The following is a 26103-nucleotide window of genomic DNA, read 5'->3' on the forward strand; positions in this document are numbered from 1 at the left end:
CCTACAAGGCCACCATCAGCATCAACATGCTCACAACCGACCCTTGACACGGCCCAGACCGCCCTAACTGAACGGCGTTGCCACTAGAACCCAAGCACACGAGGAGGCCCCCTGCCCGGCTCACCGACGGGTCACTTCACCGGAGTGAAGTCCCGGGCCCCGATGAAGCCGGGGCGTCGCACCGGTGCCGCGAACGGCTCCACCGCCGTGTTCTCCACACTGTTGAACACGATGAAGACGTTGCTGCGCGGGTACGGCGTGATGTTGTCGCCGCTGCCGTGCATGCAGTTGCAGTCGAACCAGGTCGCCGAGCCGGCCCTGCCCGTGAACAGCTTGATGCCGTGCTCGCCCGCGAGCGCGGTCAGCGCCTCGTCGGACGGCGTGCCCGCGTCCTGCATCTGCAGCGACTTCTTGTAGTTGTCCTCGGGCGTCTCCCCGGCGCAGCCCAGGAACGTCCGGTGCGAGCCGGGCATGATCATGAGCCCGCCGTTGGTGTCGAGGTTCTCGGTCAGCGCGATCGAGACGGACACCGTCCGCATGTTCGGCAGGCCGTCCTCGGCGTGCCAGGTCTCGAAGTCCGAGTGCCAGTAGAAGCCGCTGGCGCCGAAGCCCGGCTTGACGTTGATCCGGGACTGGTGGACGTACACGTCCGAGCCGAGGATCTGCCGCGCGCGGCCGACCACGCGCGGGTCGCGCACCAGGTTCGCGAACACCTCGCTGATCCGGTGCACCTCGAAGACCGAGCGGATCTCCTTGGACTTGGGCTCGACGATCGACCGCTCGTCGGCCCGGATCGCCGGATCGGCCACCAGCCGGTCCAGCTCCTGCCGGTAGACGGCGACCTCGTCCGCGCCGATCAGCTCCTCGACGGCGAGGAACCCGTCGCGCTCGAACGCCTGGAGGTCGGCGCCCGCGATCGGTCCGGGCGTGTCCGGGGAGCCCCAGAGGACCGGGTCCTGGCGGGGAACGCTCACCTCGGTTGCGCCGCGGGTCGGGTAGAGGTCCTTCACGGTGGCGGTGGTCATGGGTTCCTCACACCTCCTCGGGCTCGGTGAGCAGGGGGTAGACGCCGTTCTCGTCGTGGTCCTCCCGTCCGGTCACGGGCGGGTTGAAGACACAGATGCAGTGGAAGTCCTCCTTGACCTTGAGCGTGTGCCGCTCGTGGCCGTCGAGGAGGTACATGGTGCCGGGCGTGATGTGGTAGGTCTTCCCGGTCTCGCGGTCGGTCAGTTCGGCGTCGCCCCGGGTGCAGACGACGGCCTCGATGTGGTTCGCGTACCACATCGACGTCTCCGTGCCGGCGTAGAGGATCGTCTCGTGCACGGAGAAGCCGACCTTCTCCTTGGCGAGGACGATGCGCTTGCTCTCCCAGGTGCCGGACGCCGCCTTCACGTGCCGGTCGGTGCCTTCGATCTCCTTGAACGAACGGACGATCACGGTGGTACGTGCCTCCTTGCGGTGTTTCTCGATGGATACGGCCTCCCGGCGCCCCGCCCCGGGGACCGTGGGGCGGGGCACCGGAAGCCGGTCAGGCGGTCTCGCGGACCGCGCGGGCGAGGGTGCTCATGCCCTCGTCCAGTTCCTCGGGGGTGGTGGTCAGGGCCGGCAGCAGCTTGACGACCTCGCTCTCGGGACCCGAGGTCTCGATGAGCAGGCCGAGGTCGAAGGCGCGCCGCGCGACCCGCCCGGCCCGGCCCTTGTCGTGGAACTCCAGGCCCCACACCAGGCCGCGGCCCCGGTACTCCTTGACGTCGGCGAGGTTCTCCTCGGTGATGGAGACCAGCCACTGCTCGACCAGTTCACCGCGGGAGCGGGTCTGCTTCTCCATCGCCGCCCCGTCCGTCCAGTACGCCTCCAGGGCGGCGGTGGCGGTGACGAACGCCGGGTTGTTGCCGCGGAAGGTGCCGTTGTGCTCGCCCGGCTCCCACACGTCCAGCTCGGGCCGGAACAGGCACAGCGACATCGGCAGGCCGTAGCCGCTGATGGACTTCGAGACGGTGACGATGTCGGGGACGATCCCGGACTCCTCGAAGGAGAAGAACGCGCCGGTGCGTCCGCAGCCCATCTGGATGTCGTCGACGATCAGCAGCATGTCCTGGCGCTCGCACAGCTCCTTGAGCGCGCGCAGCCACTCGGGCCGGGCGACGTTGATGCCGCCCTCGCCCTGCACGGTCTCGACGATCACCGCGGCCGGCTTGTTCAGGCCGGAACCCTGGTCCTCCAGGAGCCGCTCGAACCACAGGAAGTCGGGGACCGTGCCGTCGAAGTAGTTGTCGAACGGCATGGGCGTGCCGTGCACCAGCGGGACGCCGGCGCCGGCCCGCTTGAACGCGTTGCCCGTCACGGCCAGCGAGCCCAGCGACATCCCGTGGAAGGCGTTGGTGAACGACACGATGGCCTCGCGCCCCTTCACCTTCCGCGCCAGCTTCAGCGCGGACTCCACGGCGTTGGTGCCGGTCGGTCCGGGGAACATCACCTTGTACGGCAGATCGCGCGGGCGCAGCACCAGGTTCTGGAAGGTCTCCAGGAAGCGGCGCTTGGCGGCGGTGGACATGTCGAGCCCGTGCGTGACGCCGTCGCGCTCCAGGTAGTCGATCAACGCCCGTTTCAGCACGGGGTTGTTGTGTCCGTAGTTGAGGGAACCGGCGCCGGCGAAGAAGTCGAGGTACTCGTGGCCGTCCTCGTCGTACATGCGGCTGCCGCGCGCGTGGTCGAAGACGGTGGGCCAGCCGCGGCAGTAGCTGCGCACCTCGGACTCCAGGGTCTCGAAGACGCTCAGGTCGGGCTGGGTGATGGTCACGACGAATCGCTCCTCGTGTGTGGGGAGTGGGAGGTCGGTCGGGTCGGCGGATCGAAGGAGGGGACCGCGGGTTCCGGCGGGGCGCGAGGGCTCGGCGGACCCGGCGGGGTCTCGAAGGAGGCTCAGCGGGCGAGGGGGCCGATGCGGTGCAGCACCTCGGGGTCGTGCGGCCCGTCGGGGAACTCGGCCGTCCCGAACAGGACCTCGCGTTCGACGCGGGCGCCGTGCCGCTTGGCGAAGGAGGCGAAGAGGCGTTCGGAGGCGGTGTTGCCGGGGGTGATGGTGGTCTCGACGGTCGTCAGACCGCTCTCGGTGGCGACGCGGGCGGTGAGCGCGTCCAGCAGCCGGGCGGCCAGGCCGCGGCCGCGCTGGCGGGCGTCGACGGCGACCTGCCACACCAGGAGCGTGCCGGGGCGGTCGGGCCGCACGTACCCGGTGACGAAACCCACGGCTTCCCCGTCGGCGTCGCGCGCCACGGCGGAGGTGGCGGCGAAGTCGCGGCACCACAGCAGATAGCTGTACGAGGAGTTCACGTCCAGCGTCCCGGAGTCCTTGGCGAGCCTCCACAGAGCGGCGCCGTCGGCGACGGCGGGGCGCTCGATGGACACGGCATCCGGTATTTCCGTGCGGTCGGTTCGCAGGTCTGCTTGTGCGGCAGTCATGCGAATTGAACTTACCGAGCTGAATTGGAAAATGCATCGCCCGGCACCCTTACATGCCCGGGGCATATGTGTTATCGCGCGGGCGCGCGGTCGCGCGAGATCGGAGTGAGATGCCTGATTGCTCCCGTTATTACCTGTACAAAACGGGTGCGATTGTGGAGTGCATCACAATGAAGTAACCCTGCCGGTGCGCCCGTGACAGCCTTGGAATTACGTCGCCAAGTGTTCGTGGAATCGTCGCGTTTAGGAATAGGGAAACGGGGCAGAAGAAGACGGGAAGCTGCCCGAATTGAATTCCAGGAATTACGCCCTTTGATTTCACGCGCCGATGACCCCGTCGATCCGCTCCCGCGGAATGACGGCGTGCCCGTCGTGCCGGGCGTACTCCACGATCAGGTGGATGAGAACCCACCGCACGCCGGCCTCGCACCCCGTCATGGGCTCGTCGCCGATCCGCCCCGTGCCCTGCGGCCCGGCGCACTTCGCCTCCAGGCCGGCGCGGTGGAAGGCGAGCCGGCTCGCCGGCACGGGCCGTTGCGCGCCCGTCGTGAGCGGGACGGGGCGGCCGTCGGGCAGGGTCGGCAGAACGTCAGGGGCCATGCGGGCGGCACGGCGCCGGCGGCGGCTCCGGCAACCGTGCTTCTCCGGCCCGGGGGCCCGCGCCTGACCGGGCCCGTGGGGCGGCCCGGACAGGCTCTACCGCCAGGCGCCGGCGGCGGCGTCGTGGGCGGTCCGGAGGTCGACGTCCGCACCGGAGACGGTGGTCAGGGCGGCGGCCAGGGCCGTCAGGGTCGCCTCGACGGTTTCCGGCGTCGCGTCCGGGCCGTAGTGGTTGACCCGGATCATCTCCTTGGCCAGGGGGCCGCCGCCCGCGGCGAGCGGGAGGCGCGGGTCCGACTCGAGGGCGCGGGCCACCAGGTCAGAGGCCGCGACACCCGCGGGGGCGCGCAGCGTGGTCGCGACCGGGGCCGCCTCGGACGCCTTGTGCACGTACGGCTCCAGGCCCCCGCCGAGGGCCTGGACACCCGCGCGGATCGCCGCGGCGGCACGCCGGTGACGGGCCATCACGGCGTCCAGGCCGGCCGCCTCGATCCGCTCGACGCACGCCTCCAGGGCGAGCATCTCCAGCTGGGCCGGGGCGTGCAGCAGCGTGGTGCGGCCGCCGTCGATCCAGCGCTCCTTCCAGTCGAGCAGGGACAGGTAGGAGCGGCGCGGCGCCCGCGGGTTCGCCGCCATCCGGGCCCAGGCGCGCTCGCTGACCGACACCGCCGACACCCCGGCGGGGCCGCCCATCGCCTTCTGCGCCCCGATCACGCACAGGTCCACGCCCCACGCGTCCGGCAGCACCGGCTCCGCGCCGATCGAGGCCACCGCGTCCAGGTAGAAGAGGGCGCCCTGCTCCCGTACGGCCTCGCCGATCTCCGCGACCGGGTTGGTGTTGCCGGTCGCCGCCTCCGCGTGCACCAGCGACACGAAGTCGATCTCCGGGTGCTCGGCGAAGGCCGCGCGGACCTGCTCGGCGGTCACCGCCGTGTGGAACGGCACCGACAGGTCGTACACCGTCGCACCGCAGTCGCGCAGCCAGTCGCCGAACGTCTGCCCGTACGGCCCGGTGATCACGTTCAGCGCCGTCGTCCCCGGACCCGCCGTCGCCCGGATCGCGCCCTCCAGCGGCAGCAGCGCCTCGCCCTGCGTGATCACGACGTCCTGCGCGGTGCCGAGCAGCCGTGCCACCCCGTCCTCGATCGAGGCGAAGCGGGCGGCGCTCAGCGGGGCGAGGTCCAGGAAGGGGTGGGTCACGGCAGTGCTCTCTTCTCGGTCACGAGGTCGGTGGAGTCGACGGAGTCGAGAGTATCCGGCACCCGCCTCCCGGCCGCCCCGGCCCCGGCCGGGCCGCCGGCGCTAGGGTGCGGTGCATGAGCGATGGCGCGGTGCTGCACGTGAAGGGGAGGGTCCTCGTCGGCCCCGGCGACGACCAGGTCCGCGACGAACTGTGGGTGGTGGGCGGCCGGATCTCCTACGAGCGCCCGCCCGGCGCCCGGGACGTACGGACCGTCGAGGGCTGGGCGCTGCCCGGCCTGGTCGACGCGCACTGCCACGTCGGCCTCGACGCGCACGGCCCGGTACCCGAGGACGTCTCCGAGAAGCAGGCGCTCACCGACCGGGAGGCCGGGGCGCTGCTGCTGCGCGACGCGGGCTCGCCCTCCGACACCCGCTGGACCGACGACCGCGACGACCTGCCGAAGATCATCCGGGCCGGCCGCCACATCGCCCGCACCCGCCGCTACATCCGCAACTACGCCCACGAGATCGAACCCGAGGACCTGGTCGCCTACGTCGGCCAGGAGGCCCGGCGCGGCGACGGCTGGGTGAAACTGGTCGGCGACTGGATCGACCGCGACCTCGGGGACCTGTCCGCCTGCTGGCCCCGCGAGGCGGCCGAGGCGGCGATCGCCGAGGCGCACCGGCTGGGCGCCCGGGTGACCGCGCACTGCTTCGCGGAGGACTCCCTGCGCGATCTGGTGGAGGCGGGCATCGACTGCGTCGAGCACGCCACGGGCCTGACCGAGGACCTGGTCCCGCTCTTCGCCGAGCGGGGCGTCGCCATCGTCCCCACCCTGGTCAACATCGCCACCTTCCCCTCGCTCGCGGCCGGCGGCGAGAGCAGGTTCCCGCGCTGGTCGGCCCACATGCGCCGGCTCCACGAGCGCCGCTACGACACCGTACGCGCCGCCCACGACGCCGGGATCGCGGTGTACGTCGGCACGGACGCGGGCGGCTCACTGCCGCACGGCCTGGTGGCCGCCGAGGTCGCCGAACTGGTCACCGCAGGCATCCCGGCCCTCGAAGCCCTGTCGGCCACGACGTGGGGCGCCCGGTCGTGGCTGGGCCGGCCCGGCCTGGACGAGGGCGCGCCGGCCGACCTCGTGGTGTACGAGGCCGACCCGCGGGCGGACGTACGGGTGCTGGCGGGGCCGCGGCGGGTGGTCCTGAACGGCCGCGTCGTCGCGTAGCCGGAACATGGCTCGACGGGGTCGCCGCGGCCGTACGGCGGGTTGACCGATGGTGACCTTCGCCTTGACCGAAGGTGACCGTCGCCCCGTGTGGATCGTTGTGCACTCCGTCGCGCGCGCCGGTGTGTCCGGGCGGGTGCTCACGGGCGGGGAACCGGAGGGTGGAGGAAGCGAACACCCGTACCGGGCAAATCGAAAACGAGGACGGAAACCCCACGAAGGAGTGAAGTCACCCAGGATCGCTGACCGTTCACTCTCGGTGCGTAATTCTTTCCGGGTCCCAAGCAATCCTCTCTGGGGGTCCCACACCGTGAACGGCCACATCTTCCGCATGCCCGCACGCCGCCTCGTCACCGCGGCCGCGGCCACCGTCCTGGCCGCAGGCCCCGTGACGCTGGCCGGCGCGGGCTCCGCCCACGCGAGCGCCGACCACGGCCGCGCGAGCGCTTCCGTCCTGCGCACCGGCCTCGACGTGTCCCTGCTCAACAAGACGGTGAACGTCCCGCTCACCCTCTCCCTCAACGAGGTCCAGGCACCGGCGAGCGCCCGGGAGACGGCGCTCAGCGCCCACCTCGACGGAGTCGACGGCGGCAAGCCGTTCAGCGTGCTGCGCGCCGACGTGGCGAAGGCGGACGCGACGGTCTCGGCGGACAGGGCCGAGGGCAGCGTCGACCTCGCCCACGCCCGCGTCCACGTGCCCGGTCTGCCGCTGCTGTCCGTCATCGAGGTCGACCAGGTCACCGCCAGGGCGACCTGCGCGGCCGGGAAGCCGCCGGTCGCCACCAGCGACGTCCTGGGCGCCGTGACGGTGCTCGGCAAGAAGGTGACGCTCTCCGCGGGCGGCACGACCCGCGTGCGGGTCCCGGCCGTGGGCGAGGTCCGCCTCGACCTGTCCCAGCACGAGACGGCCTCCCGTACGGCCGCGGCGACGGCCCTGCGGCTCAAGATCTCCGTCAACCCGCTCAAGCTCAACGTCGCGGAGGTCGAGGGCACGCTCACCCTCGCCCGGGCGACCTGCGAGTCCCCCGCGGCCCCCGGGCAGTCACCGCAGCCCGCCACCACCCCCGCCTCGCACCCGCAGCCCCAGGGTGCCGCCGCCACCGAGGCCGTCGACCCGACGCCGTCCGCCAGGCCCACGAAGGCCGCGGACGCGAACCTGGCGGAGACCGGAGGCAGTTCCCTGACGCCCTACCTCGCGGCGGGCTCGGCGGGGCTGCTGGCCGTGGGCGGGGGAGCGGTCGCGCTGACCCGCAGGCGCAGGGGCTGAGCCGCCGCGCCCGCGCCACGGGCCCCGGGCACGGACACGGCCTCAGGCGCGGGCGCGGGCAAGGGCGTTCGGGCGGCCCAAGGGGCAAGGGCCAAGGGACTGGGGAGATCAGCCCGTCGTGTGCTCCGTGCCCGGCCGGCCGGGCACGGAGCGCGACGCGGCGCGCGGTACCGCACCCGGCGCGGCACCGGGCGCGGCGTCCAGCGCCGTGTCCAGCGCGTCCAGGAACCCCTCCGTCACCCCCCGCCCCCGCACGGCCACCCGCACCCAGTCCTCCCCCAGCCCCGGGAACGTGTCGCCGCGCCGCACCGCGTATCCCAGCGCGCGCAGCCGCCGCCGTACCTCCACCGCCCCGTCCACGCGCACCAGCACGAACGGGCCCTCGGCGGGCCCGGCCACCCGCACTCCGCGCTCCGCGAAGGAGGCCAGGCCCGCCACCAGGTGGGCCCGGTCCGCCGCGATCCGGTGCGCCGCGTGCGCCGCCTCCGCCAGCGCCCGCGGCTCCACGCAGGCCACGGCCGCCGCCAGCGCGGGGCTGGACACCGGCCACAGCGGCTGGGCCCGCTCCAGTGCGGTGACGGTCTCCGGGCAGGACAGCACGTACCCGATCCGCAGCCCGGCCAGACCCCAGGTCTTGGTCAGGCTGCGCAGGACCACGAGGCCGGGCACGTCGGTCCGCCCGGCCAGCGCCTCCCGCTCGCCCGGCACCGCGTCCATGAACGCCTCGTCGACCACCAACGTCCGCCCCGGCCGCGCCAGTTGCGTGAGGACCGCCGCCGGATGCAGCACCGAGGTCGGATTCGTCGGGTTGCCGACCACGACGAGGTCCGCGTCCTCGGGGACGTCCGCCGGGTCCAGCCGGAAGCCGTCCGCCTCGCGCAGCAGCACCCGCTCCACGCGGTGCCCCGCGTCCCGCAGCGCCGCCTCCGGCTCCGTGAACTGCGGATGCACGACGACCGGCCGGCGCGCCCCCGACGCCCGCGCCAGCAGCACGAACGCCTCCGCCGCGCCCGCCGTCAGCAGCACCCGCTCCACCGGCAGCCCGTGCCGGGCGGCCACCGCGGCCCGCGCGGCCCGCCCGTCCGGATAGGCGGCCAGCGAGCCCAGCGAGTCGGCGATCCGCTCCCGCAGCCACGGGGGCGGGGTGCCGGTGCGCACGTTCACGGCGAGATCGACCAGCGCGCAGCCGTCGTCCCGCACCTCCGCGTCGCCGTGGTGCCGCAGGTCGTGCCCGCCGTCCTGGTACGCCATCTGGTGGTCCTCACTGCGCATGCGGATGCCTGTGCGCCTCAGAAGGGAGGTGCTCGTGGTGGTGGTGCCCGTGCCGTCCGTCGTCGTCCGGGGGGAAGCGCGGCCGGCGCGCCTCGGCCTCCGGGTGCGCCGCCGCCCGCTCAGAGGTCTGCTGCCGGACCCCGCCGGGCAGGACCGCGGTCTCCGCGCCCGCGCACCCGCGCCCCTCCCACGGCGGCCGTGCCGCCCCGGACACCTCGGCGCCGGCGTCCGGGCCGGTCGAGCCGGGCCCGGCCGGCGGCCCGGTCGCGTCCCCGGCGCGGGGCCCGAGGCCGACCACCACGAGCCGCCCGCGCACGGGCCGCCGTACGACCGCGCACGTCGCCATGGCCGGACGCCCGTCCGCCCGCCGCGACTTCCGTTTGGGGACGAGGAGTTCGCCGCCGCCGGCGAGCGCGGCGGCCTCCGCGACCGACGGGGTGCCGACGGAGGCGAGCGGCGCGGCGGACGGGTTGGGCACCGCCACCCCGGCCAGCTCCCCTGCGGAGTACGTCACCAGGGGCACCCCGAGCTGTTCGGCCGCCGCGACGACGCCGGGCTCGGTCGCCTTCGTGTCCACGGTGGCCAGCCGGGCGAGGCTGCGCGCGGACAGTCCCGCGTCCCGCAGCGTGCCCTCGACCAGCCCCAGCACCTCGTCGGCCGGCGCTCCGGCGGATGCGCCCACCCCGACGACGAGGGACGGCGGCCTGAGGACCACCTCCCGCTCGCCCGGCGCGAGCGCCCGGTCCGTCACCCGGACGGCGTACTCCGCCGCCGTTCCACCGGGCGCGGGGGGCAGCACGGGCAGTGACCACGGCACCTCGGAGTCGAGGGCCACCGGCTCACCGTCCAGCAGTGCCCGCGACACCCCGGCCACGTCCCCCTCCACCGGCAGCCGGACGACGAACCCGGCCGTGCCGACGGCGTCCGTCGCGGTCGGCACCGCCGGAGCCGTTCCCGGTACGGCGGCGACCGCGTCGGCGAGAACGCCGGCGCCGCCGTCGTACCCGCCGGGCAGCGGCTCGACCAGCGCGACCACCGCCCCCGCGGCCAGGGGGCACCCGAGCTGTCCGCACTCGGCGACGGCGGCCCGTACGGCCTCCGTGACGCCTCCGGCGTGGGTCCGGGCACGGTCCGGCCAGGCGGCGGCGAGCCGGCCGCGTGCCACCGCGCCCGCCACGCCGGCGGCCATGAGGCCGATCACCGGTCGAATCCTTCTGCCCGGGACCCGGACCCGGACCCGGACCGTGGGGCGGACCCGGACACGGCGGCGGTCGCGGCCCCGGACCGGGCCCCCGGCCCGGACCCGGCCGCCGGGGGCCGTACGCCCCACAGCAGGAAAACGGGGTCCGCCGCCGGCCCGCTCGCCTCCTCCGGCGGCCGCGGCGCGAGCCGGGACGCCTGGAGCTCCACGCCGTCGCAGGTCAGCCCGGCGTCGGTGAGTGCCTGGCGGACGGCCGGCACCCGGTCGGGGGCGGCGAGGGCGACGACCACGGTCCGCCGGGCGCGGCGCGCGCAGGCGCTGACGACGACCGGCAGGTCCCCGCCCCGGCCCCCGCCCCCTTCCCCGACGAACACGGCGTCGGGATCGTCGGCCAGCCCGGACAGCGCCCCGGGCGCCGCCCCCTGCACGACCGCGACGTCCACCCCGTGGGCGGCGGCGTCGGCCCGCGCCCGTGCGGCGCCGTCCGCCTCCTCCGCGACCGCGACGACCGCCGCACCGAACCGGGCGCACTCCACGGCCACCGGGCCCGTCCCGGCGCCGACGTCCCAGACCAGGTCGCCCTGGCGCGGCCCGAGCCGGGCCAGGGCCAGCGCCCGCACCTGTGCCGTGGTGACGCCCGCCTCGCGGCACGCGAAGGCGTCCTGCTCCAGTGCCCAGCCCGCGCCGGGCGCCCCGGGCCCGGCGAGCGTCGGCATGGGACCGAGGGCCCGCTCCTCGTCCAGGCAGAGCACCACGTTCACGGCCGTCCCCCAGTCCCGGGCGGCGGCCTCGGCGGGCGTGACCCGTTCGACGCGTTCGCGGCCGGGGTCGCCCAGCGCCGTGGCTACCACCAGCACCCGCTCGCCGGACGGGGTACGGGCCAGCGCGGCCCCCAGCTCGGCGGGTCCGGCGCCCGGCCCGGTCAGCACGGCGACCTTAGGCCGGGCCCGGCACACGTTGACGGCCGTCCGCAGCTCCCGTCCGTGCGCGCTGACCACCACGGCGTCGTCCCACGGCAGCCCGGCGCGCGCGAAGGCGGCGGCGACGGAGGAGACCCCCGGCCGCACCTCCAGCGCCCCGGCGCCGAACCGTTCCGCCAGCGCCCGTACGATCCCGAAGAACCCCGGGTCTCCGGAGGCGAGGACGACCACGCGCCGTCCCGCACCGGTGTACCGCTCGATCACGTCGAGGGCGGGCGGAAGCGGCCCCAGCACGACCCGCCGGACGCCTTCCGGCAGCCGTACGGCCTCCAGGTGCCTGCGTCCGCCCACGACGAGGTCGGCGCCGTCGAGCAGCCCGCCGTCCGCAGGCGCCCCCGTACCCGTGCCGATGACCGTGATCACGAACTCGCCCCCCGCGCGCGCAGGGCCCCGCGGGCCGGAAAGTCACCCGGCGGTTCCGGCAGCCGCCGGCCGCTGCGGGCCGTCGGCGGGAGGACGGCCGGGGTGGCGCCGTGCCGGCCGGACTCGCGCACCTCCTCGCCCGGCGGCACCGGCGTCGCCGCCACGTCCACTCTCTCCGCGCCCTCGCGGGCGTGTCCGAGCGCGTCGGCCCGGGCGAGGCCGGCCGCCCGGCTCACGACGTCGGCAGCGGCGATCGCGCGCGCGGCGCGGCACGTCAGCAGGTCGGCGGCGCCGGGACCGGCACCGGCGAAGGTCACCTCGGCGGTGAGGGCATCGACCACGGGGACGGGTCCTCTCGTACGGAATGTCATGGTGTGCGGGGGTCGGGCCATGGCCGGATGTGCGCGATCGGGGGTTGATCGGATAGCAAGGGCACATGGCGGTCTTCGTCGCGCTCGGCGCGTTCCTGATGACGCTGGCCGGCGGCTGGACGGCACAGCGGGTCACCGACCGCCGCCATCTGGTCCTCGGACTGGCCGGCGGCCTGATGCTCGGTGTGGTCGGTCTCGACCTGCTGCCCGAGGCACTGCGCGCGGTGGGCCGGGAGGTGTTCGGCGTACCGGCGGCCCTGCTGCTCTTCGTGGCCGGCTTCCTGCTGGCCCACCTGGTGGAGCGCCTGCTGGCCGCCCGGCAGGCCGCGCACGGCGGCGCCGAACACCATCAGCACCGCGCCCCCGAGGTCGGCCTCACGGCGGCGGCCGCCATGGTCGGCCACAGTGCCATGGACGGCGTGGCGATAGGCGCCGCGTTCCAGGTCGGCGGGGGGATGGGCGCCGCCGTCGCCCTCGCGGTCATCGCCCATGACTTCGCGGACGGCTTCAACACCTTCACCCTCACCAGCCTCTACGGCAACGCCCGCCGCAAGGCGGTGGCGATGCTCGTCGCGGACGCGCTGGCCCCCGTGGTGGGCGCCGCCTCGACGGCGTTCGTCCGCATCCCCGAGTGGTTCCTCGGCGGCTACCTCGGTCTGTTCGGCGGCGTACTGCTCTACCTCGCCGCCGCCGAGATCCTGCCCGAGGCCCACCACGAGCACCCGGCCCGCTCGACCCTGCTGTGCACGGTCGCGGGCGCCGCTTTCATCTGGCTGGTGGTGGGCCTGGCGGCCTGAGCGCGACCGCGCGCGGAGCCCGCACACGGGACTCACGGCCTGCCGCCCCGCCCGCCCGCGCGCCGGGCCGGCGCGACGAGCGTCGACGGGCAGGGCTGCGCGGCGGCCGGCCGGTCCGGCTCCTGCGACAGCGCCGGCCCCCGTACGGCGTCACCGATCCGCCCGCCCTCCCACCGCGGCGCCTCGCCCGCCCGCGCCCGCTCCCCGGCGGCGTCCCGGGCGCCCGCACCGGCCGGCCTGCCGCTCACGAGGTCCGGCACCTCTCCACGAACCGGCGGGCGACACCGGGCGCGGCGGCCCAGTGCGTGTGCACGTAACTCGCGTGCACGTTGTCCTGCACGAACCCCTCGACCCGCCGGACGGGCGTCCGCAGCCCCCAGGCGGGGGCGGCGCCGGCGCCCGGCTCCACGACCGTCCGGTGGAACTCGTGCCCCCGCATCCGCTGCCCGGTCTGCGCGAGCACACTGTCACTCACGGCCACGGCGTCCCGGTAGCCCAGAGTCAGCCGCCCGCTCATCCGCGCAAAGGCGTCCAGCACCCCGCACATCGGCTTCCCGTCCAGCTCCCGGCACAGGTACAGCAGCCCGGCGCACTCGGCCGCGACCGGGCCGCCGGCGCGCGCGAGCTCACCGACGGCCTTGCGCAGCGGTTCGTTGGCGGACAGCTCGGCGGCGTAGACCTCCGGGAACCCGCCCCCGATGACCAGAGCGCGCGTCCCCTCGGGCAGTTCCTCGTCCCGCAGCGGATCGAAGGGGACGACGTCGGCACCGGCGGCGGACAGCAGCTCCGTGTGCTCGGCGTAGGAGAAGGTGAAGGCGGGCCCGCCGGCGACGGCGATCCTCACCGGTGCCCCCTGACCGGCGTCTGTCAGCCCGTCCTGGGGGCACCCCCTGCCCGAAGGGTGTGGGGGAACCTGAGGACGGGGCCATCCGGGCCGAAGCGGGGCTCCGAGGGCGCGGGCCCCCGGGCCCGGGGCGGGAAGGGGCGCCGGGGGCGAGCCCCCCAGTACCTCGGCCGCGTCCCAGGCCGCACCCGCCAAGGTCCCCGCGCTGCCCGCCAGCGCCACCAGCGCGGCGACATCGCACCCCGCCTCCACCTGCGCCGCCATCGCCGCGACCGCCTCCACCGCGGCGCCCCGCCGCTCGGCGACCGGCACAAGACCCAGGTGCCGGGACGGCGTGTCCACCTGCGGCGCCCGCCGCAGCACCCCCAGCACCGGAACTCCGACCGACTCCAGCGCCTCCCGCACCAGCGCCTCGTGCCGGTCCGAGGCGACCTTGTTCACGATCACGCCGCCGACCCGCACCTGCGGGTCCCACGACACGAACCCGTGCACCAGCGCCGCCACCGACCGCGACTGGGAGGAGGCGTCGACCACGAGCACCACCGGCGCCCGCAGCAGCTTCGCCACCTGCGCGGTGGACGCCAGCTCGCCCTGCCCCGCCGCCCCGTCGAACAGCCCCATGACGCCTTCGACGACGGCGATGTCGCACCCGCGCGCGCCGTGCAGGAACAGCGGCCCGACCAGGTCCGGACCGCACAGGTAGGCGTCCAGGTTGCGCCCCACCCGCCCGGTGGCGAGCGAGTGGTACCCCGGGTCGATGTAGTCCGGCCCGACCTTGTGCGGGGACACGGCGAGCCCGCGCCGGGCCAGCGCGGCCATCAGCCCCGTGGCGACGGTGGTCTTGCCGCTGCCCGAGGCGGGCGCGGCGACGACCAGCCGGGGCACGGCGGCGGGGGAGGGCGCCGGCCGGGGCGCGGACGGCGAGGAGGAGGTCACCACGGCGTCACCACTCGATGCCCCTCTGGCCCTTCTGCCCCGCGTCCATCGGGTGCTTGACCTTGGACATGTCGGTGACGAGGTCGGCGAAGTCGACCAGTTCCCGCGGCGCGTTCCGCCCGGTGATCACCACGTGCTGGGTCCCCGGCCGGTCGCGCAGCACCTGAACGACCTCGGCGGTGTCGATCCAGCCCCAGTGCAGCGGGTAGGCGAACTCGTCGAGCACGTACAGCCGGTACGTCTCGGCGGCCAGGTCCCGCTTGACCTGCTCCCAGCCCTCGCGGGCCTTGGCCTCGTTGGTCGAGTTGTCACCCTGGATGTCCCGCTGGACCCAGGACCAGCCCTCGCCCATCTTGTTCCACACGACGCTGCCGCCCTCGCCCGAGTCGCCGAGCACGCGCAGCGCCCGCTCCTCGCCGACCCGCCACTTCGCCGACTTGACGAACTGGAACACCCCGATCGGCCAGCCCTGGTTCCAGGCGCGCAGCGCAAGCCCGAACGCGGCGGTCGACTTGCCCTTGCCGACGCCCGTGTGCACGAGCACCAGCGCCCGGTTACGACGCTGACGGGTCGTCAGCCCGTCGTCCGGTACGACACTCGGCTGTCCCTGCGGCATTACGCGGCCCTCCTCGAAGTCCCCTGCACATCCCGTACCAGTCCGGCGATGCTGTCGGCGCGCAGCTCGTCCAGCGTCACCGCCGTACCGCCCAGTTCACCGGCGAGCCGCCCGGCCAGGCCCAGGCGCACCGGCCCCGACTCGCAGTCCACGACCACACACGCCGTCCCCTCGGCGGCGAACAGCCGCGCCGCCCGCTCCGCGAGCGCGACCGGCTCCGGGCCCCCGGTGGCCCGCCCGTCGGTCACGACGACCACCAGCGCCCGCCGCGCCGGGTCCCGCAGCCGCTCCACGCGCAGCACGTCGTGCGCCCGCAGCAGCCCGGCCGCCAGCGGTGTACGCCCGCCGGTGGGCAGCGACTCCAGCCGCACCGCCGCCGCGTCCACGGACGAGGTGGGGGGCAGCGCGAGGTCCGCCGCGGTCCCCCGGAAAGTCACCAGCCCCACCTTGTCCCGCCGCTGGTATGCGTCCAGCAGCAGGGACAGCACGGCGCCCTTCACCGCGCTCATCCGCTGCCGCGCCGCCATCGACCCGGAGGCGTCCACCACGAACAGCACGAGGTTGCCCTCGCGGCCCTCCCGGGTCGCCTGCCGCAGGTCGTCCCGCCGCACCACCAGCCCCGGACCGGACCGGCCCCGCGCCCGCTGGTGCGGCGCGGCCGCCCGCACGGTCGCCGCCAGGTGCAGCTTGGTCAGCGTGCCCCGAGGGCGCCGCGCGCCGGTCGTCCGCCCGTGCTCGGTCCGCGCCCGCGACCGCCGCCCGGCCGCGCCCTCGCCGAGGCCCGGAACACTGAGCACCTTGGTGCGGAACGGCTCCGCGGCCCGTACCGCGGACTGCTCGCCCGCGCCGGCCCCGGACGGCTGGGGCCGACCGCCGCTCTCCTCGTCCTCGGGCCGCCCGGCGTCCTCGTCCCGCGGGGCGCCGCCCCCCTCCTGCGGGCCGTCGTCGCCGGGTGCGGGCTGACCGCCTCCTCCACCGGGCCCGTCCGTGCCGGGACCGTCGTCATGGGGGCCGTCGTCGTGCGGATCGTCGTCGTGCGGATCGTCCTGCGGTCCGCCGCCGAACTCCCGGAGGGTGTCGTCGAGTTTGTCCTCGTCGAGTCCTGGGGCGTCGAAGGGGTTGCGGCGCCGCCGGTGCGGCAGCGCGAGCAGCGCCGCCTGCCGCACGTCCTCGGCGAGCACCTCCGTGCGTCCCGCCCACGCGGCCAGCGCGGTCGCCGTACGCGCCATCACGATGTCGGCGCGCATGCCGTCCACCTCGAAGGCGGCGCAGGTCGCCGCGATCTGCGTGAGCGCCCCGTCGCCGAGCCGCACCTGCGCAAGCAGCTCCCGCGCGGCCACGACCCGCGCCCGTACGCCGGCCTCGTCGTCGGCCCAGCGCGCGGCGAAGGCGGCCGGATCGTCGTCGTACGCCAGCCGCCTGCGCACGACCTCCACGCGCTGCTCCGGCTCGCGCGAGGCGGCCACCTCGACGGTCAGCCCGAACCGGTCGAGCAACTGCGGGCGCAGCTCGCCCTCCTCGGGGTTCATGGTCCCCACCAGCAGGAAGCGCGCGGCGTGCCGTACGGAGACGCCCTCGCGCTCGACGTAGGAGGCGCCCATGGCGGCGGCGTCCAGCAGCAGGTCGACGAGGTGGTCGTGGAGGAGGTTGACCTCGTCGACGTAGAGGATCCCCCGGTGGGCGTCGGCGAGGAGCCCCGGCTCGAACGCCTTCACGCCCTCCGCCAGGGCCCGTTCGATGTCCAGCGCACCGACCAGCCGGTCCTCGGACGCCCCCACGGGCAGCTCGACCATCCGCGCCGGCCGCGTCTCGAACGCCCCCGGCTCGTGGGGCCCGTCCGGGCAGCCGGGGTCGGGAGCGTCCGGGTCGCAGGAGAAACGGCACCCGGCGACGACGTCCACCGCGGGCAGCAGCGCCGACAGCGCCCGCACGGCGGTGGACTTCGCGGTGCCCTTCTCACCGCGCACCAGCACCCCGCCGACCGCCGGGGAGACGGCGTTCAGCAGCAGCGCCAGCCGCAGGTCGTCCTGACCCACGACGGCCGTGAACGGAAACGCGGTACTCACTTCTCCTCGCCCTCCAAGTCGCCCTCAAGTTCGAAAAACATGGCCCGCGGCGGCTCAGGCGCACCCGCGCCCGGCCTGGCCCGCGGCCCCCGCCCGGCGCTCATGCGGGCGCCCCCGGCGGGATGAACGGCAGACCGCGCGGCGCGCCCGACTCGATGAGCCGCCACAGCGCGTCCGTGTCCGCGTGCTCCTCGATCAGATCGCCGAGCCGGTCCAGCTGCTCCTCGCGCAGCGCGGCGAAGGACGTGGCGGGCGCGGGCACGAAACGACGGCCCGCGGCCGAGGCGACCTCCCGCAGGAACTCCCGCCGGAAACCGTCCGACTCCAGCGAACCGTGCCAGTGCGTGCCCCAGACGGACCCCACCCGGCAACCGTCCAGGAACGCCTCACCGCCGGTGACTTCGGCGACCCCGTGGTGGATCTCGTACCCCTCGACCCGCTCGCCGAGGGCCTCGCCCACCGGCCGGGCGAGGGTCTTGCCGGCGGCGAACCTGACCCGTACCGGCAGCAGACCGAGCCCGTCGACGTGCCCGCGACGGCTCTCGACCTCGTCCTCGATGTGCTCGCCGAGCACCTGGAAGCCGCCGCAGATCCCGAGCACCGGCCGCCCCTCGGCCGCCCTGCGCCGCAGCGCGTCGGCAAGGCCCCGCTCCCGCAGCCAGTCCAGCGCCCGTACGCTGCCCCGGGTGCCCGGGACCACCACGAGGTCGGCGTCGGCCAGTTCCTCGGGCCGGTCCACGAACCGCACGACCACGCCCGGCTCGGCGGCCAGCGCGTCCACGTCGGTGAAGTTCGACATCAGGGGCAGGGCGCAGACGGCGACCCGCAGCACGTCCTCACCGACCGGCGGCGCGACCGCGGACTCCCGTACGGCGCCCCGCAGCGACACCCTCAGGCCGTCCTCCTCGTCGATGCCGAGCCCGTGCCGGAAGGGCAGCACGCCGTACGTCCGGCGGCCGGTGAGGTCGCGCAGCATGTCGATGCCGGGCTCCAGCAGCGAGACGTCACCGCGGAACTTGTTGACCAGGAACCCGGCGACCAGTTCCTGGTCCGCGGGGGCCAGCAGGGCGACGGTGCCGAAGAAGGAGGCGAAGACACCGCCGCGGTCGATGTCGCCGACGACGACCACGGGCAGCCCGGCGCCCCGTGCGATCCCCATGTTGACGATGTCGGTCCGGCGCAGGTTGATCTCGGCCGGGCTGCCCGCCCCCTCGCAGATCACCGCGTCGTAGGCGCCCCGCAGCTCGGCCAGGCAGTCCAGCACGGTCCCCAGCAACTGCCGCTGGCGTCCGCCGTGGTAGCCGCGTGCGCTCATCTCGCCCACCGGCCTGCCCAGCAGCACGATCTGGCTGCTCTGTTCGCCGCCCGGCTTGAGCAGCACCGGGTTCATCAGCGCGGTCGGCTCGATCCGGCAGGCCTGCGCCTGCATGGCCTGCGCCCGCCCGATCTCGGCGCCCTCCCGCGTGACGAACGAGTTGAGGGACATGTTCTGCGCCTTGAACGGCGCCACTTTCACGCCGCGCCGCACCAGCCACCGGCAGATCCCGGCGGTCACGACGCTCTTCCCGGCGTCGGAGGTGGTCCCGGCGACGAGCAGCCCGCCGCCCCGACCGCTGCTCATGACGTACGTCCCTTCGTCAGACGGTTGCACAGCAGCTTCGCGGCGGCGCAGGTGCCGAGCGCGAGCCAGCTCACGCGCCGGGAGAGCCGTACGGCCCGCTCGACGTCGCCCACCTGGACGGCGCGCCCTGGGCCGTTGAGCACCGGCCGGTGCTCCACCCGCCCCCCGTACGACAACGTGCCCCCCAGCCGCACCCCGAGCGCCCCCGCGAACGAGGCCTCCACAGGACCGGCGTTGGGACTCGGGTGGCGCCCGGCGTCGGCGCGCCAGGCCCGTACGGCCCCCCGCGGATCGCCCCCCGCCACGGTGGCCAGGACGGCGGTCAGCCGGGCCCCGGGCCAGCCCGCCACGTCGTCTAGCCGGGCGGAGGCCCACCCGTAGCGCCGGTACCGCGGCGACCTGTGACCGACCATGGCGTCCAGGGTGTTGACGGCCCGGAAGCCGAGGAGTCCCGGCACGCCCGCGAGGGCGCCCCAGACGAGCGCGCCCACCACCGCGTCCGAGGTGTTCTCGGCGACCGACTCGACGACCGCGCGGGCGATCCCGTCGGCGTCCAGGGCCTGCGGATCGCGCCCGCACAGGTGCGGCAGCCGTGCCCGGGCGGCCTCGACGTCCCCCGACTCGAGCGCCCGTCCGATGGCGCCCGCCTCGCGGGCGAGTGAAGTACCGCCGACGACGGCCCAGGTGGCGGCGCCGGTCAGCAGGACGGAGCCGGTGGGGGAGGAGCGGACGGCGCGGGCCGCGGCGGCCCCCAGCGCGACGGCGCCACCGGCGCACACGGCGGTGTGGAGCGCGCCCCGCCCGCGGTGGTCCCGCCACAGCACACGTTCCACGGCGCCCGCGGCCCGCCCGAACACGGCGACCGGGTGCCCACGGCGCGGGTCGCCGAGGAGCAGGTCACCGAGGAGGCCGGCGGCGGCGCCGTACGCGAAGACGCGATCGGCACCCACGGGGTCAGCCGGCCGCGGGGTCGGTCAGGGAGTCGCTGATGAACCTCGGTCGGCAGCCGCGCATGGCGATGGGTCCTCACTCAGGGTGTCCGCGCCCTGGTTCGACGAGACCGGCGGAGAGAGTTCCTGGCTCCCGGGGGTGTTCGTCCCCGGTGACAGTGGCGGGACCGCGCCGGATTCGCACCGGCTTCCTCTTCTGCCGCCGTACATGGCCCCGGAAGTCCACCACGCCCTCGGAACAGCCGTCAACTTGCCGTTGACCTGCGGTGGGCCGGTGTGCCGAGGCTCATAGCCCTGACGCGCGGTCAGCGACTTGAAACGGCTCCTTTCGGCCTCTTTCCGCGCGGTGAAGCGGGGAAGACGCCTCCCGGTCGGCGTCCCGAAGGCGAGTCGAATGCGGCAAAACCCCCGTAAGCGCCGCAGAAACACTTACGGGGGTTGGTGCAGAAGGTGCGAGGCGTGACCACGCGCCGCCTGCGGCCAGGGCGTTTCCTCTCGTCAGCCCGGAATCGTTGTCAGCCCAGGATCAGGGAGATCCCGTAGGCGACGGCTGCCGCACACAGCGCGAAGCACGCGTACGCGCCGGCGGTCGCGGCCACGGCCGACTCGCCGCGGGTCGACGCCGCCTCCCGGCGGGACAGGCCCGCGATGCCGAGGGTGAACAGGGCCACCAGGCCGACGGTGACCACGAGGCTGACGCCGAAGACGGAGCCGAGGGCTGCCCAGTCGATCTTCATGTCGAAGCTGCTTTCTCGATGCTCGATAACCGGGTGGAGGGGCGGGGCGTCAGACCGCCGCGGCGGGCGGGGACGCCGCCGTCGCCGGACTCGCGGGAGGCGCCGGCACCGCGCCGAGCGCGGACGCCGGAGCGGGGATGGTGGCCGTCAGGCCGTCCGGCACCGGTGCCGCCGGAGGCGGGGAGACGGCGGCGATCGCCTGGGTCACCACACCGGCCGGCTCCTCGGCCGCGGTCGCGCCCGTGGCCGGGGCGACGTTCGTGTGGTCGACGACCTGGCGGCGGGAGATCTTCCAGATCGCTGCGCTCGCGGCCACCAGGAACACGGCGACGAGCGCGGTGCCCCAGTCACCGAGGCCGGTGACGGCCTCCGCGCCCGCGCCGACCACCGCCGCGGCCGGCAGGGTGAGCACCCAGGCGACGGCCATGCGGCCCGCGGTGGACCAGCGGACCACGCCGCCCTTGCGGCCGAGGCCCGCGCCCATCACCGAGCCCGAGACCACATGGGTGGTGGAGAGCGAGAAGCCCAGGTGGGAGGAGGCCAGGATGGCTGCCGCCGCACTGGTCTGGGCGGCGAAGCCCTGCTGCGGCCGGAGGTCGGTCAGGCCGGTGCCCATGGTGCGGATGATGCGCCAGCCGCCGATGTAGGTGCCCAGCGCGATGGCGAGGCCCGCGGAGAGGATGACCCAGGTGGGAGGGTTGGAGCCGGGGGCGATGGCGCCGCCGGCGATCAGGGCGAGGGTGATGATGCCCATCGTCTTCTGCGCGTCGTTGGTGCCGTGCGCCAGCGAGACCAGCCCGGCGGAGGCGATCTGACCGACCCGGTGGCCCTTCTCGGCCGCCTTGCCCTCCGTCTTCCGGCCGATCGTGTACGACAGCCGGGTCGCGGCCACCGCGGCGACGCCCGCCACGACGGGGGCGGCGACCGCCGGGAGCATGACCTTGGTGATCAGGACGTCGCCGTGCACGGCGCCGACGCCGGCCGAGGCGATGGTGGCGCCGATCAGACCGCCCAGGAGGGCGTGGGAGGAACTGGACGGGAGCCCGACCAGCCAGGTCAGCAGATTCCAGAGGATCGCTCCGACCAGTGCGGCGAAGATGACCTCGGGGCGGATGCCGGTCTCGTCGACGAGACCCTTGGAGATCGTGTTGGCGACCTCGACGGAGAGGAACGCGCCCACCAGGTTGAGCACGGCGGACATGGCCACCGCGACCTTGGGCTTGAGTGCGCCGGTGGAGATGGTGGTGGCCATCGCGTTGGCGGTGTCGTGGAAACCGTTCGTGAAATCGAACGCGAGTGCGGTAACCACCACAATCGCGAGGATCAGCGAGAAGCTTTCCATTTACCCAGGCAATCGTTCGAGCGTCATTGGCTCGTCGAACGTAGGTAACCTGGGTGAACGGAAGATGAACTGGGACGGTCGCGGCGGTGTCCGGTTCTCCTGGCTTCCCTCCCGTCCGCGGGCCGGGCGGACCGGCGCTCCGGCAGACGGCTGGCAGGATCGCCGCATGGCCGAACAGCAGCGGGACACGGGAAACACGAGGGACGCACGGGAGCCGCGGGAAGCACGGGCGGTGCGCGGGCCGCAGGGGTCGCGCGGGTCCCATGAGTCCTCCGAGTGGTCCCAGGAGCCCCCTGAGTGCCCGGAGTCACACGAGCCCCGGACGCCACGCGAGCCTCGGGAAGACGAGCGCCGCGCGTGGTGCGACCTGGTGGCCACCGCCCGCCGCACCGTGGCGGACGGACTGGTCGTCGGCACCTCCGGCAACGTGTCCGTGCGGGTGGGGGACACCGTCCTGGTCACCCCCTCGGGCGTCCCGTACGACCGGCTCACGCCGGACGACGTGACCGGCGTCGGCCTCGACGGCCGGCAGGTGCTCGGCACCCTGCGGCCGACCAGCGAGCTGCCCATGCACCTCGCCGTCCACCGCTCCACCCCCGCCCGCGCCGTCGTCCACACCCACGCCGTGCACGCCACGGCCGTCTCCACGCTCGTCCCCGAACTGCCGCTGATCCACTACATGGCCGGCGCCCTCGGCGGCCCGGTGCGCGTGGCCCCCTACGCGACCTACGGCACCGAGGAGCTGGCCGCGCACGTGCTGCGCGCCCTGGCCGACCGCTCCGGCTGCCTGCTGCGGAACCACGGCACCCTCACCCACGGCGCCACCCTCGACCAGGCGTACGACCGCACCGCCCAGCTGGAGTGGATGTGCCGCCTGTGGCTGACCGCCTCCTCGGTCCCCGGCCTGACCCCCTCCCTGCTCTCCCCGCAAGAGCTGGCACGGGCGGAGGAACGGCTGCGCGGATACGGACAGCCGGAGCTCCGGCCGGAAGCCTGACGAGCGCGGCAGGGATGAAGGCCGCCGTTTCTGGAACTCGCACGGGCATGTCACCCCGACCGTTCCTTCCGCTGGCCGGTGACCCGGTACGCCAGGACACTGGACCCGTGCGCACAGTCAAAGCGACGGCCGCGGCCGTCACCGCGGCCCTGGCGGCCGGCGCGGCGAGCGTCGCCGCCGGCCGGCTCGCCAGCGACGCCGCGCTCAAGGCACCGCCGGGCCGGCCCCTGCCCACCGAGCCCCGGCTCACCGTGCACGGCACGGCCGCCGGGCAGATCACCCTCACCCGGGACCTGGCCTCGCTGCGCCCGGGCACCTACGGCCTGGCGGGCGACGGCTCCCACGCCGTCGTCGGCCCCGTCCTGCAAGGCGCCCCGCACCTGCCCGACACCGTCGTACGCCGCCTGGAACGCGTCACCCACGGGCTGCTGCACCCCCGCGACCGGGTCTGGCTCACGCCCAACCTGTACGTCGGCGACCCCGGCTCCGCCCTCGGCCTCGACCACGCCGACATCGACGTACCCGGCGAACTCGGCCCGCTGCCCGCCTGGTTCGTGCCCGGCGTCCGCGAGACCTGGGTGATCACCGTGCACGGCCTGGGCGCCACCCGCGAACACCCCCTGAACATCATGAAGTTCCTGCACCGCAGACACTTCCCGGTGCTGGACGTCACCTACCGCGGCGACCTCGGCGCCCCCCGCCCGCCGGACGGCCTGAACCACCTCGGCGAGACCGAGTGGCGCGACCTGGACGCCGCGATCCGCTACGCCGTCGACCACGGCGCCCAGCGCGTCGTCCTGCACGGCTGGTCCATCGGCGCCACGATGGCGCTGCGCGCGGCCCTCCACTCGGAGCTGCGCGACCGCGTCTCCGGGCTGATCATGGACTCGCCCGTGCTCGACTGGGAGGCGACGCTGCGTGCCCTGGCCAGGGCACGGCACACCCCGGGCCCCCTGCTGCCGCTCGCGGTGCGCGCCGCCCAGGGACGCACGGGCCTGTACGCCGACCGGCTCGCCGACACCACCGACCCGGCGCGGCTCACCGCCCCCACGCTGATCTTCCACGGGCCGGGCGACGAGGTGGCGCCCTGGCGCTTCTCCCGCCGCCTGGCCGAGCGCCGCCCCAACCTCATCGCCCTCCACACGGTCCGCGAGGCCCCCCACGGCGCCATGTGGAACGCCGACCCCAAGGGCTACGAGGAAGCCCTGCGCCGCTTCCTGACCCCTTTGATGTGAACCCCGGCGGGCCGGGAGGCCCCGGCCCGCCACCGGGGAACCGGGCGGGAGCACGGCGGCCGGACGCCGCCCCGACCCCTACGGGGCCCCGGGCCGGAGTGGCCGGCGACAGCGCCCCGCGGCGTCCGGAGGCGTCGCCCCCTGACGCGGGCGCCCGGTTGCCGCCCCCGGCCGCTCCGGGACGGTCGGTCCCCGGGCGCGTCGGGCGCCCCGACCGTCCCGACCGTCCCGCACGCCCCGGACGGCCGCGGCGGCCCCCGGCCGACCGGACGTCCTCAGGCCCTGTCGCCACCCTGCCGCGAGGGCCGTGCCAAAGGTTCCGGTTCTGTCCGCGGGGACGGCCTGTTCTCCGGGTGCCGACGCCCTTCCGGGCGCCTGCCTTGGCCTTCTCCATTGCCCGCCGTGACATTCCGTTTGGGTTTTCGGACCGTCAACCGGAAGACTGCACCCGTGACGTCCCGTATCCCGCGCGACTCCAGGCTTCGACTCGTCCGCCCGCGACCCCTGGCCGCCGCCCCCCGAGCCGTGAACCAGCGGCGCTCGCGCCGCCCCGCCCCGCGCCCCCCGGAGGGCACCCCGGCACCCGCGGAGCTGGCCAGAATGGCGCGCTCCGGCCTGGCCGGGGCGGCCCGCGTCGCCCGCTGGGCCGACGCCGCCCTCGGGCCCGGCCGGGCCGGCGCGACCGCCGACGGCAAGGCCACCCTCTCCGCCGGCACCGCCCGACAGGCGGCCGACGACCTGGGCCTGAGTGCCGCTCAGGTCCGCGCCGAGTGGGACACCGCCCGCCTTGCCGGACTCATCGAGGTGCACGGCGGCAACGCCCGCCCCGGCTGGCGGCTGCGGGCCTGGGACCGCGACGACAGCGCGGTGCTGCGCGGCTGGGTCGCCCTCTTCGACGCCTGGTCGCTCGCCTGCCCGGAACCCGACGGGCACGAGCCCGCCGCGGTCGCCGAGGTCGTCTCGGCCATGCCGCAGGTGCTCTCCTTCCTCCAGCTCTCCGCGGGCCCCGTCCCCGTCGCGCAGCTCCTCGACCTCCTGGAGCAGCGCGTCACCGAGCTGCGCACCGAACGCTGCGAGGTCCCCTACGACCCGCACCTCGAACCCGCCCGGCCCCTGACCCCCGCGCCGGACACCGGGGCCGGGGCCCCGCCGCACCCCGCACCCTCCGAGGCCGCGCGGTCCGCCCCGCCGGCCCCCCTCGCCCCGCTGCTCGACTGGGCGCTGGGGGCCCTCGCCTCCGTGGGCGCGCTCACCTACGGCGACGGGCAGGCCACGCTCACCCCGCTGGGCAGCTGGGCGGTCTGGGTCAAGCTGGAGCAGATCTGCGTCGCCGCCCAGAGCCCCGCGGGCAACATCGAGCAGGCGGCCGAGGACATGCTGCGCGGCTGCGCCCAGCTGCGCCCCAACGCGGCCCGCGCCGAGTACCGGGCCTGGCTCGCCGCACGCCCCGTGGGCAGCGCCATCACCGAGCTGCTCGGCGCCGCCCGCGGCGAGGACGCCCTGCTGCGCGGCCTCGCCTTCGAGGCGCTGCGGGTGGTCGGCGCCCCTGCCGAGCCCGAGGTCCGGGCCGTGCTCGACGAGCCCGCCCTGCGCCCGTACGCCCTGCTGTGGCTGGCCGAGCACGACGGCGTCGACCCGGAGGACGCCCACGAGGTCCTCACCCGTGAGGAGGCCACGTGGCTGTGGGTGGACACCGCCGCCGCCGTCGCCGATCACGGTGAGTCCCCGATGCTGGTGCGGCACCTGGAGTCGGCGCTGCAGCCCACCGTCCCCGCCCTGCTGGACGAGGTGCGCTCGGTGGGGCACCCCCGCACCGTGCAGGTGCTGGTCGCCCTCGCCGCCGCGCACCCGGACCCCGCCCTCGCCAAGGCCGTCCGCAGGGCCGCCTTCCAGGTGCACACCGGCGGCAGCTAGGGCGTGTTCCGAAAGTCCCTCCGCCGGCCTTCGGCCGGGAGGTGCCCCCAGCCCCGCGACGCCTGGCACGCGCGCTCGCCGCGTTGTCGGGATCGTCCACGTACGCCCGGTACGAGGA

22 protein-coding genes, 2 pseudogenes and 1 riboswitch are annotated in these 26103 nt (G+C 75.1%); of the genes and pseudogenes, 6 read left to right on the plus strand and 18 right to left on the minus strand.

What is annotated here, in order from left to right; all coding sequences use genetic code 11:
* Window positions 1-131: 131 nt before the first annotated feature.
* From thpD to ACFC02_RS33435, 6 genes are all read right to left on the minus strand, one after another.
* On the minus strand, window positions 132-1025 hold the full coding sequence (thpD, locus tag ACFC02_RS33410) for an ectoine hydroxylase (RefSeq protein ID WP_360962465.1): 894 nt from the start codon (window positions 1023-1025) through the stop codon (window positions 132-134).
* A 7-nt stretch (window positions 1026-1032) separates the two neighbouring features.
* Window positions 1033-1437: an ectoine synthase gene (locus ACFC02_RS33415; RefSeq protein ID WP_037860869.1), complete on the minus strand. Its 405-nt coding sequence runs from the start codon at window positions 1435-1437 to the stop codon at window positions 1033-1035.
* 91 nt (window positions 1438-1528) lie between these two features.
* On the minus strand, window positions 1529-2800 hold the full coding sequence (ectB, locus tag ACFC02_RS33420) for a diaminobutyrate--2-oxoglutarate transaminase (RefSeq protein WP_376365474.1): 1272 nt from the start codon (window positions 2798-2800) through the stop codon (window positions 1529-1531).
* Between the two features lie 122 nt (window positions 2801-2922).
* Window positions 2923-3462 carry a diaminobutyrate acetyltransferase gene (gene ectA, locus ACFC02_RS33425; RefSeq protein WP_376365475.1) on the minus strand — a complete coding sequence of 180 codons (540 nt, stop codon included), beginning with the start codon at window positions 3460-3462 and terminating at the stop codon, window positions 2923-2925.
* 318 nt (window positions 3463-3780) lie between these two features.
* Window positions 3781-4062 (minus strand): DUF664 domain-containing protein, encoded by a 282-nt coding sequence (locus tag ACFC02_RS33430; RefSeq protein WP_376365477.1) that lies wholly within the window; start codon window positions 4060-4062, stop codon window positions 3781-3783.
* A 96-nt stretch (window positions 4063-4158) separates the two neighbouring features.
* Window positions 4159-5262, minus strand: coding sequence for a pyridoxal-phosphate-dependent aminotransferase family protein (locus tag ACFC02_RS33435; protein ID WP_376365479.1), 1104 nt, complete (start codon window positions 5260-5262; stop codon window positions 4159-4161).
* A 116-nt stretch (window positions 5263-5378) separates the two neighbouring features.
* On the opposite strand from ACFC02_RS33435, the gene ACFC02_RS33440 reads away from it, so the two are divergent.
* Complete coding sequence (locus tag ACFC02_RS33440; protein ID WP_376365481.1) at window positions 5379-6476, plus strand: amidohydrolase family protein; 1098 nt, start codon at window positions 5379-5381, stop codon at window positions 6474-6476.
* A 310-nt stretch (window positions 6477-6786) separates the two neighbouring features.
* On the plus strand, window positions 6787-7743 hold the full coding sequence (locus ACFC02_RS33445) for an SCO1860 family LAETG-anchored protein (RefSeq protein ID WP_376365483.1): 957 nt from the start codon (window positions 6787-6789) through the stop codon (window positions 7741-7743).
* Window positions 7744-7851: 108 nt separating this feature from the next.
* Here ACFC02_RS33445 and cobC read toward each other — a convergent pair whose 3' ends face one another.
* The 4 genes and pseudogenes from cobC to ACFC02_RS33465 form a co-directional block, all read right to left on the minus strand.
* On the minus strand, window positions 7852-9015 hold the full coding sequence (gene cobC, locus ACFC02_RS33450) for an Rv2231c family pyridoxal phosphate-dependent protein CobC (RefSeq protein WP_376365485.1): 1164 nt from the start codon (window positions 9013-9015) through the stop codon (window positions 7852-7854).
* Between the two features lie 250 nt (window positions 9016-9265).
* Window positions 9266-10216: pseudogene (locus ACFC02_RS33455) on the minus strand (cobalamin biosynthesis protein); the annotation flags it as partial.
* The gene (gene cbiE / locus ACFC02_RS33460) at window positions 10213-11559 is read right to left on the minus strand and encodes a precorrin-6y C5,15-methyltransferase (decarboxylating) subunit CbiE (RefSeq protein WP_376365486.1); all 1347 of its coding nucleotides are present in this window, start codon (window positions 11557-11559) and stop codon (window positions 10213-10215) included. The pseudogene ACFC02_RS33455 and the gene cbiE, both read right to left, overlap by 4 nt.
* A gap of 53 nt (window positions 11560-11612) precedes the next feature.
* Window positions 11613-11900 (minus strand): annotated as a pseudogene (locus ACFC02_RS33465) (SAM-dependent methyltransferase); the annotation flags it as partial.
* A gap of 95 nt (window positions 11901-11995) precedes the next feature.
* Between ACFC02_RS33465 and ACFC02_RS33470 the strand changes: the two are divergent.
* The gene (locus ACFC02_RS33470; protein WP_376365488.1) at window positions 11996-12727 is read left to right on the plus strand and encodes a ZIP family metal transporter; all 732 of its coding nucleotides are present in this window, start codon (window positions 11996-11998) and stop codon (window positions 12725-12727) included.
* A 32-nt stretch (window positions 12728-12759) separates the two neighbouring features.
* On the opposite strand, the gene ACFC02_RS33475 is transcribed toward ACFC02_RS33470, so the two are convergent.
* The 8 genes from ACFC02_RS33475 to ACFC02_RS33510 all read right to left on the minus strand — a co-directional run bounded on the left by ACFC02_RS33475 (window position 12760) and on the right by ACFC02_RS33510 (window position 21839).
* A complete protein-coding gene (locus ACFC02_RS33475; RefSeq protein WP_376365490.1) occupies window positions 12760-12975 on the minus strand; it encodes a hypothetical protein in 216 nt (71 codons plus the stop codon).
* On the minus strand, window positions 12972-14507 hold the full coding sequence (locus tag ACFC02_RS33480; RefSeq protein ID WP_376365510.1) for a cobyrinate a,c-diamide synthase: 1536 nt from the start codon (window positions 14505-14507) through the stop codon (window positions 12972-12974). The genes ACFC02_RS33475 and ACFC02_RS33480 overlap by 4 nt, the downstream gene beginning before the upstream one ends.
* Window positions 14508-14514: 7 nt before the next feature.
* Window positions 14515-15123: a cob(I)yrinic acid a,c-diamide adenosyltransferase gene (gene cobO / locus ACFC02_RS33485; RefSeq protein WP_376365492.1), complete on the minus strand. Its 609-nt coding sequence runs from the start codon at window positions 15121-15123 to the stop codon at window positions 14515-14517.
* Entirely contained in the window at window positions 15123-17189 is a 2067-nt protein-coding gene (locus ACFC02_RS33490) for a putative cobaltochelatase (protein ID WP_376365494.1), read from the minus strand. Before ACFC02_RS33490 ends, cobO begins: the two co-directional genes overlap by 1 nt.
* 100 nt (window positions 17190-17289) lie before the next feature.
* Window positions 17290-18810, minus strand: coding sequence for a cobyric acid synthase (locus tag ACFC02_RS33495; RefSeq protein ID WP_376365496.1), 1521 nt, complete (start codon window positions 18808-18810; stop codon window positions 17290-17292).
* On the minus strand, window positions 18807-19760 hold the full coding sequence (locus ACFC02_RS33500) for a cobalamin biosynthesis protein (protein WP_376365498.1): 954 nt from the start codon (window positions 19758-19760) through the stop codon (window positions 18807-18809). The genes ACFC02_RS33495 and ACFC02_RS33500 overlap by 4 nt, the downstream gene beginning before the upstream one ends.
* Window positions 19761-19857: 97 nt before the next feature.
* A riboswitch (cobalamin riboswitch) is annotated at window positions 19858-20002 on the minus strand.
* Between the two features lie 273 nt (window positions 20003-20275).
* Window positions 20276-20497 carry a hypothetical protein gene (locus ACFC02_RS33505; protein WP_376365500.1) on the minus strand — a complete coding sequence of 74 codons (222 nt, stop codon included), beginning with the start codon at window positions 20495-20497 and terminating at the stop codon, window positions 20276-20278.
* A 49-nt stretch (window positions 20498-20546) separates the two neighbouring features.
* Window positions 20547-21839 carry an anion permease gene (locus tag ACFC02_RS33510; protein WP_376365502.1) on the minus strand — a complete coding sequence of 431 codons (1293 nt, stop codon included), beginning with the start codon at window positions 21837-21839 and terminating at the stop codon, window positions 20547-20549.
* 166 nt (window positions 21840-22005) lie between these two features.
* On the opposite strand from ACFC02_RS33510, the gene ACFC02_RS33515 reads away from it, so the two are divergent.
* From ACFC02_RS33515 to ACFC02_RS33525, 3 genes are all read left to right on the plus strand, one after another.
* Entirely contained in the window at window positions 22006-22836 is an 831-nt protein-coding gene (locus ACFC02_RS33515) for a class II aldolase/adducin family protein (protein WP_376365504.1), read from the plus strand.
* Between the two features lie 107 nt (window positions 22837-22943).
* Window positions 22944-24071: an alpha/beta hydrolase gene (locus ACFC02_RS33520; RefSeq protein WP_376365506.1), complete on the plus strand. Its 1128-nt coding sequence runs from the start codon at window positions 22944-22946 to the stop codon at window positions 24069-24071.
* A 450-nt stretch (window positions 24072-24521) separates the two neighbouring features.
* Complete coding sequence (locus ACFC02_RS33525; protein ID WP_376365508.1) at window positions 24522-25985, plus strand: hypothetical protein; 1464 nt, start codon at window positions 24522-24524, stop codon at window positions 25983-25985.
* Window positions 25986-26103: the final 118 nt, after the last annotated feature.

The sequence above is a fragment of the Streptomyces sp. NPDC056160 genome, from assembly GCF_042268205.1.
GTDB lineage: Bacteria > Actinomycetota > Actinomycetes > Streptomycetales > Streptomycetaceae > Streptomyces.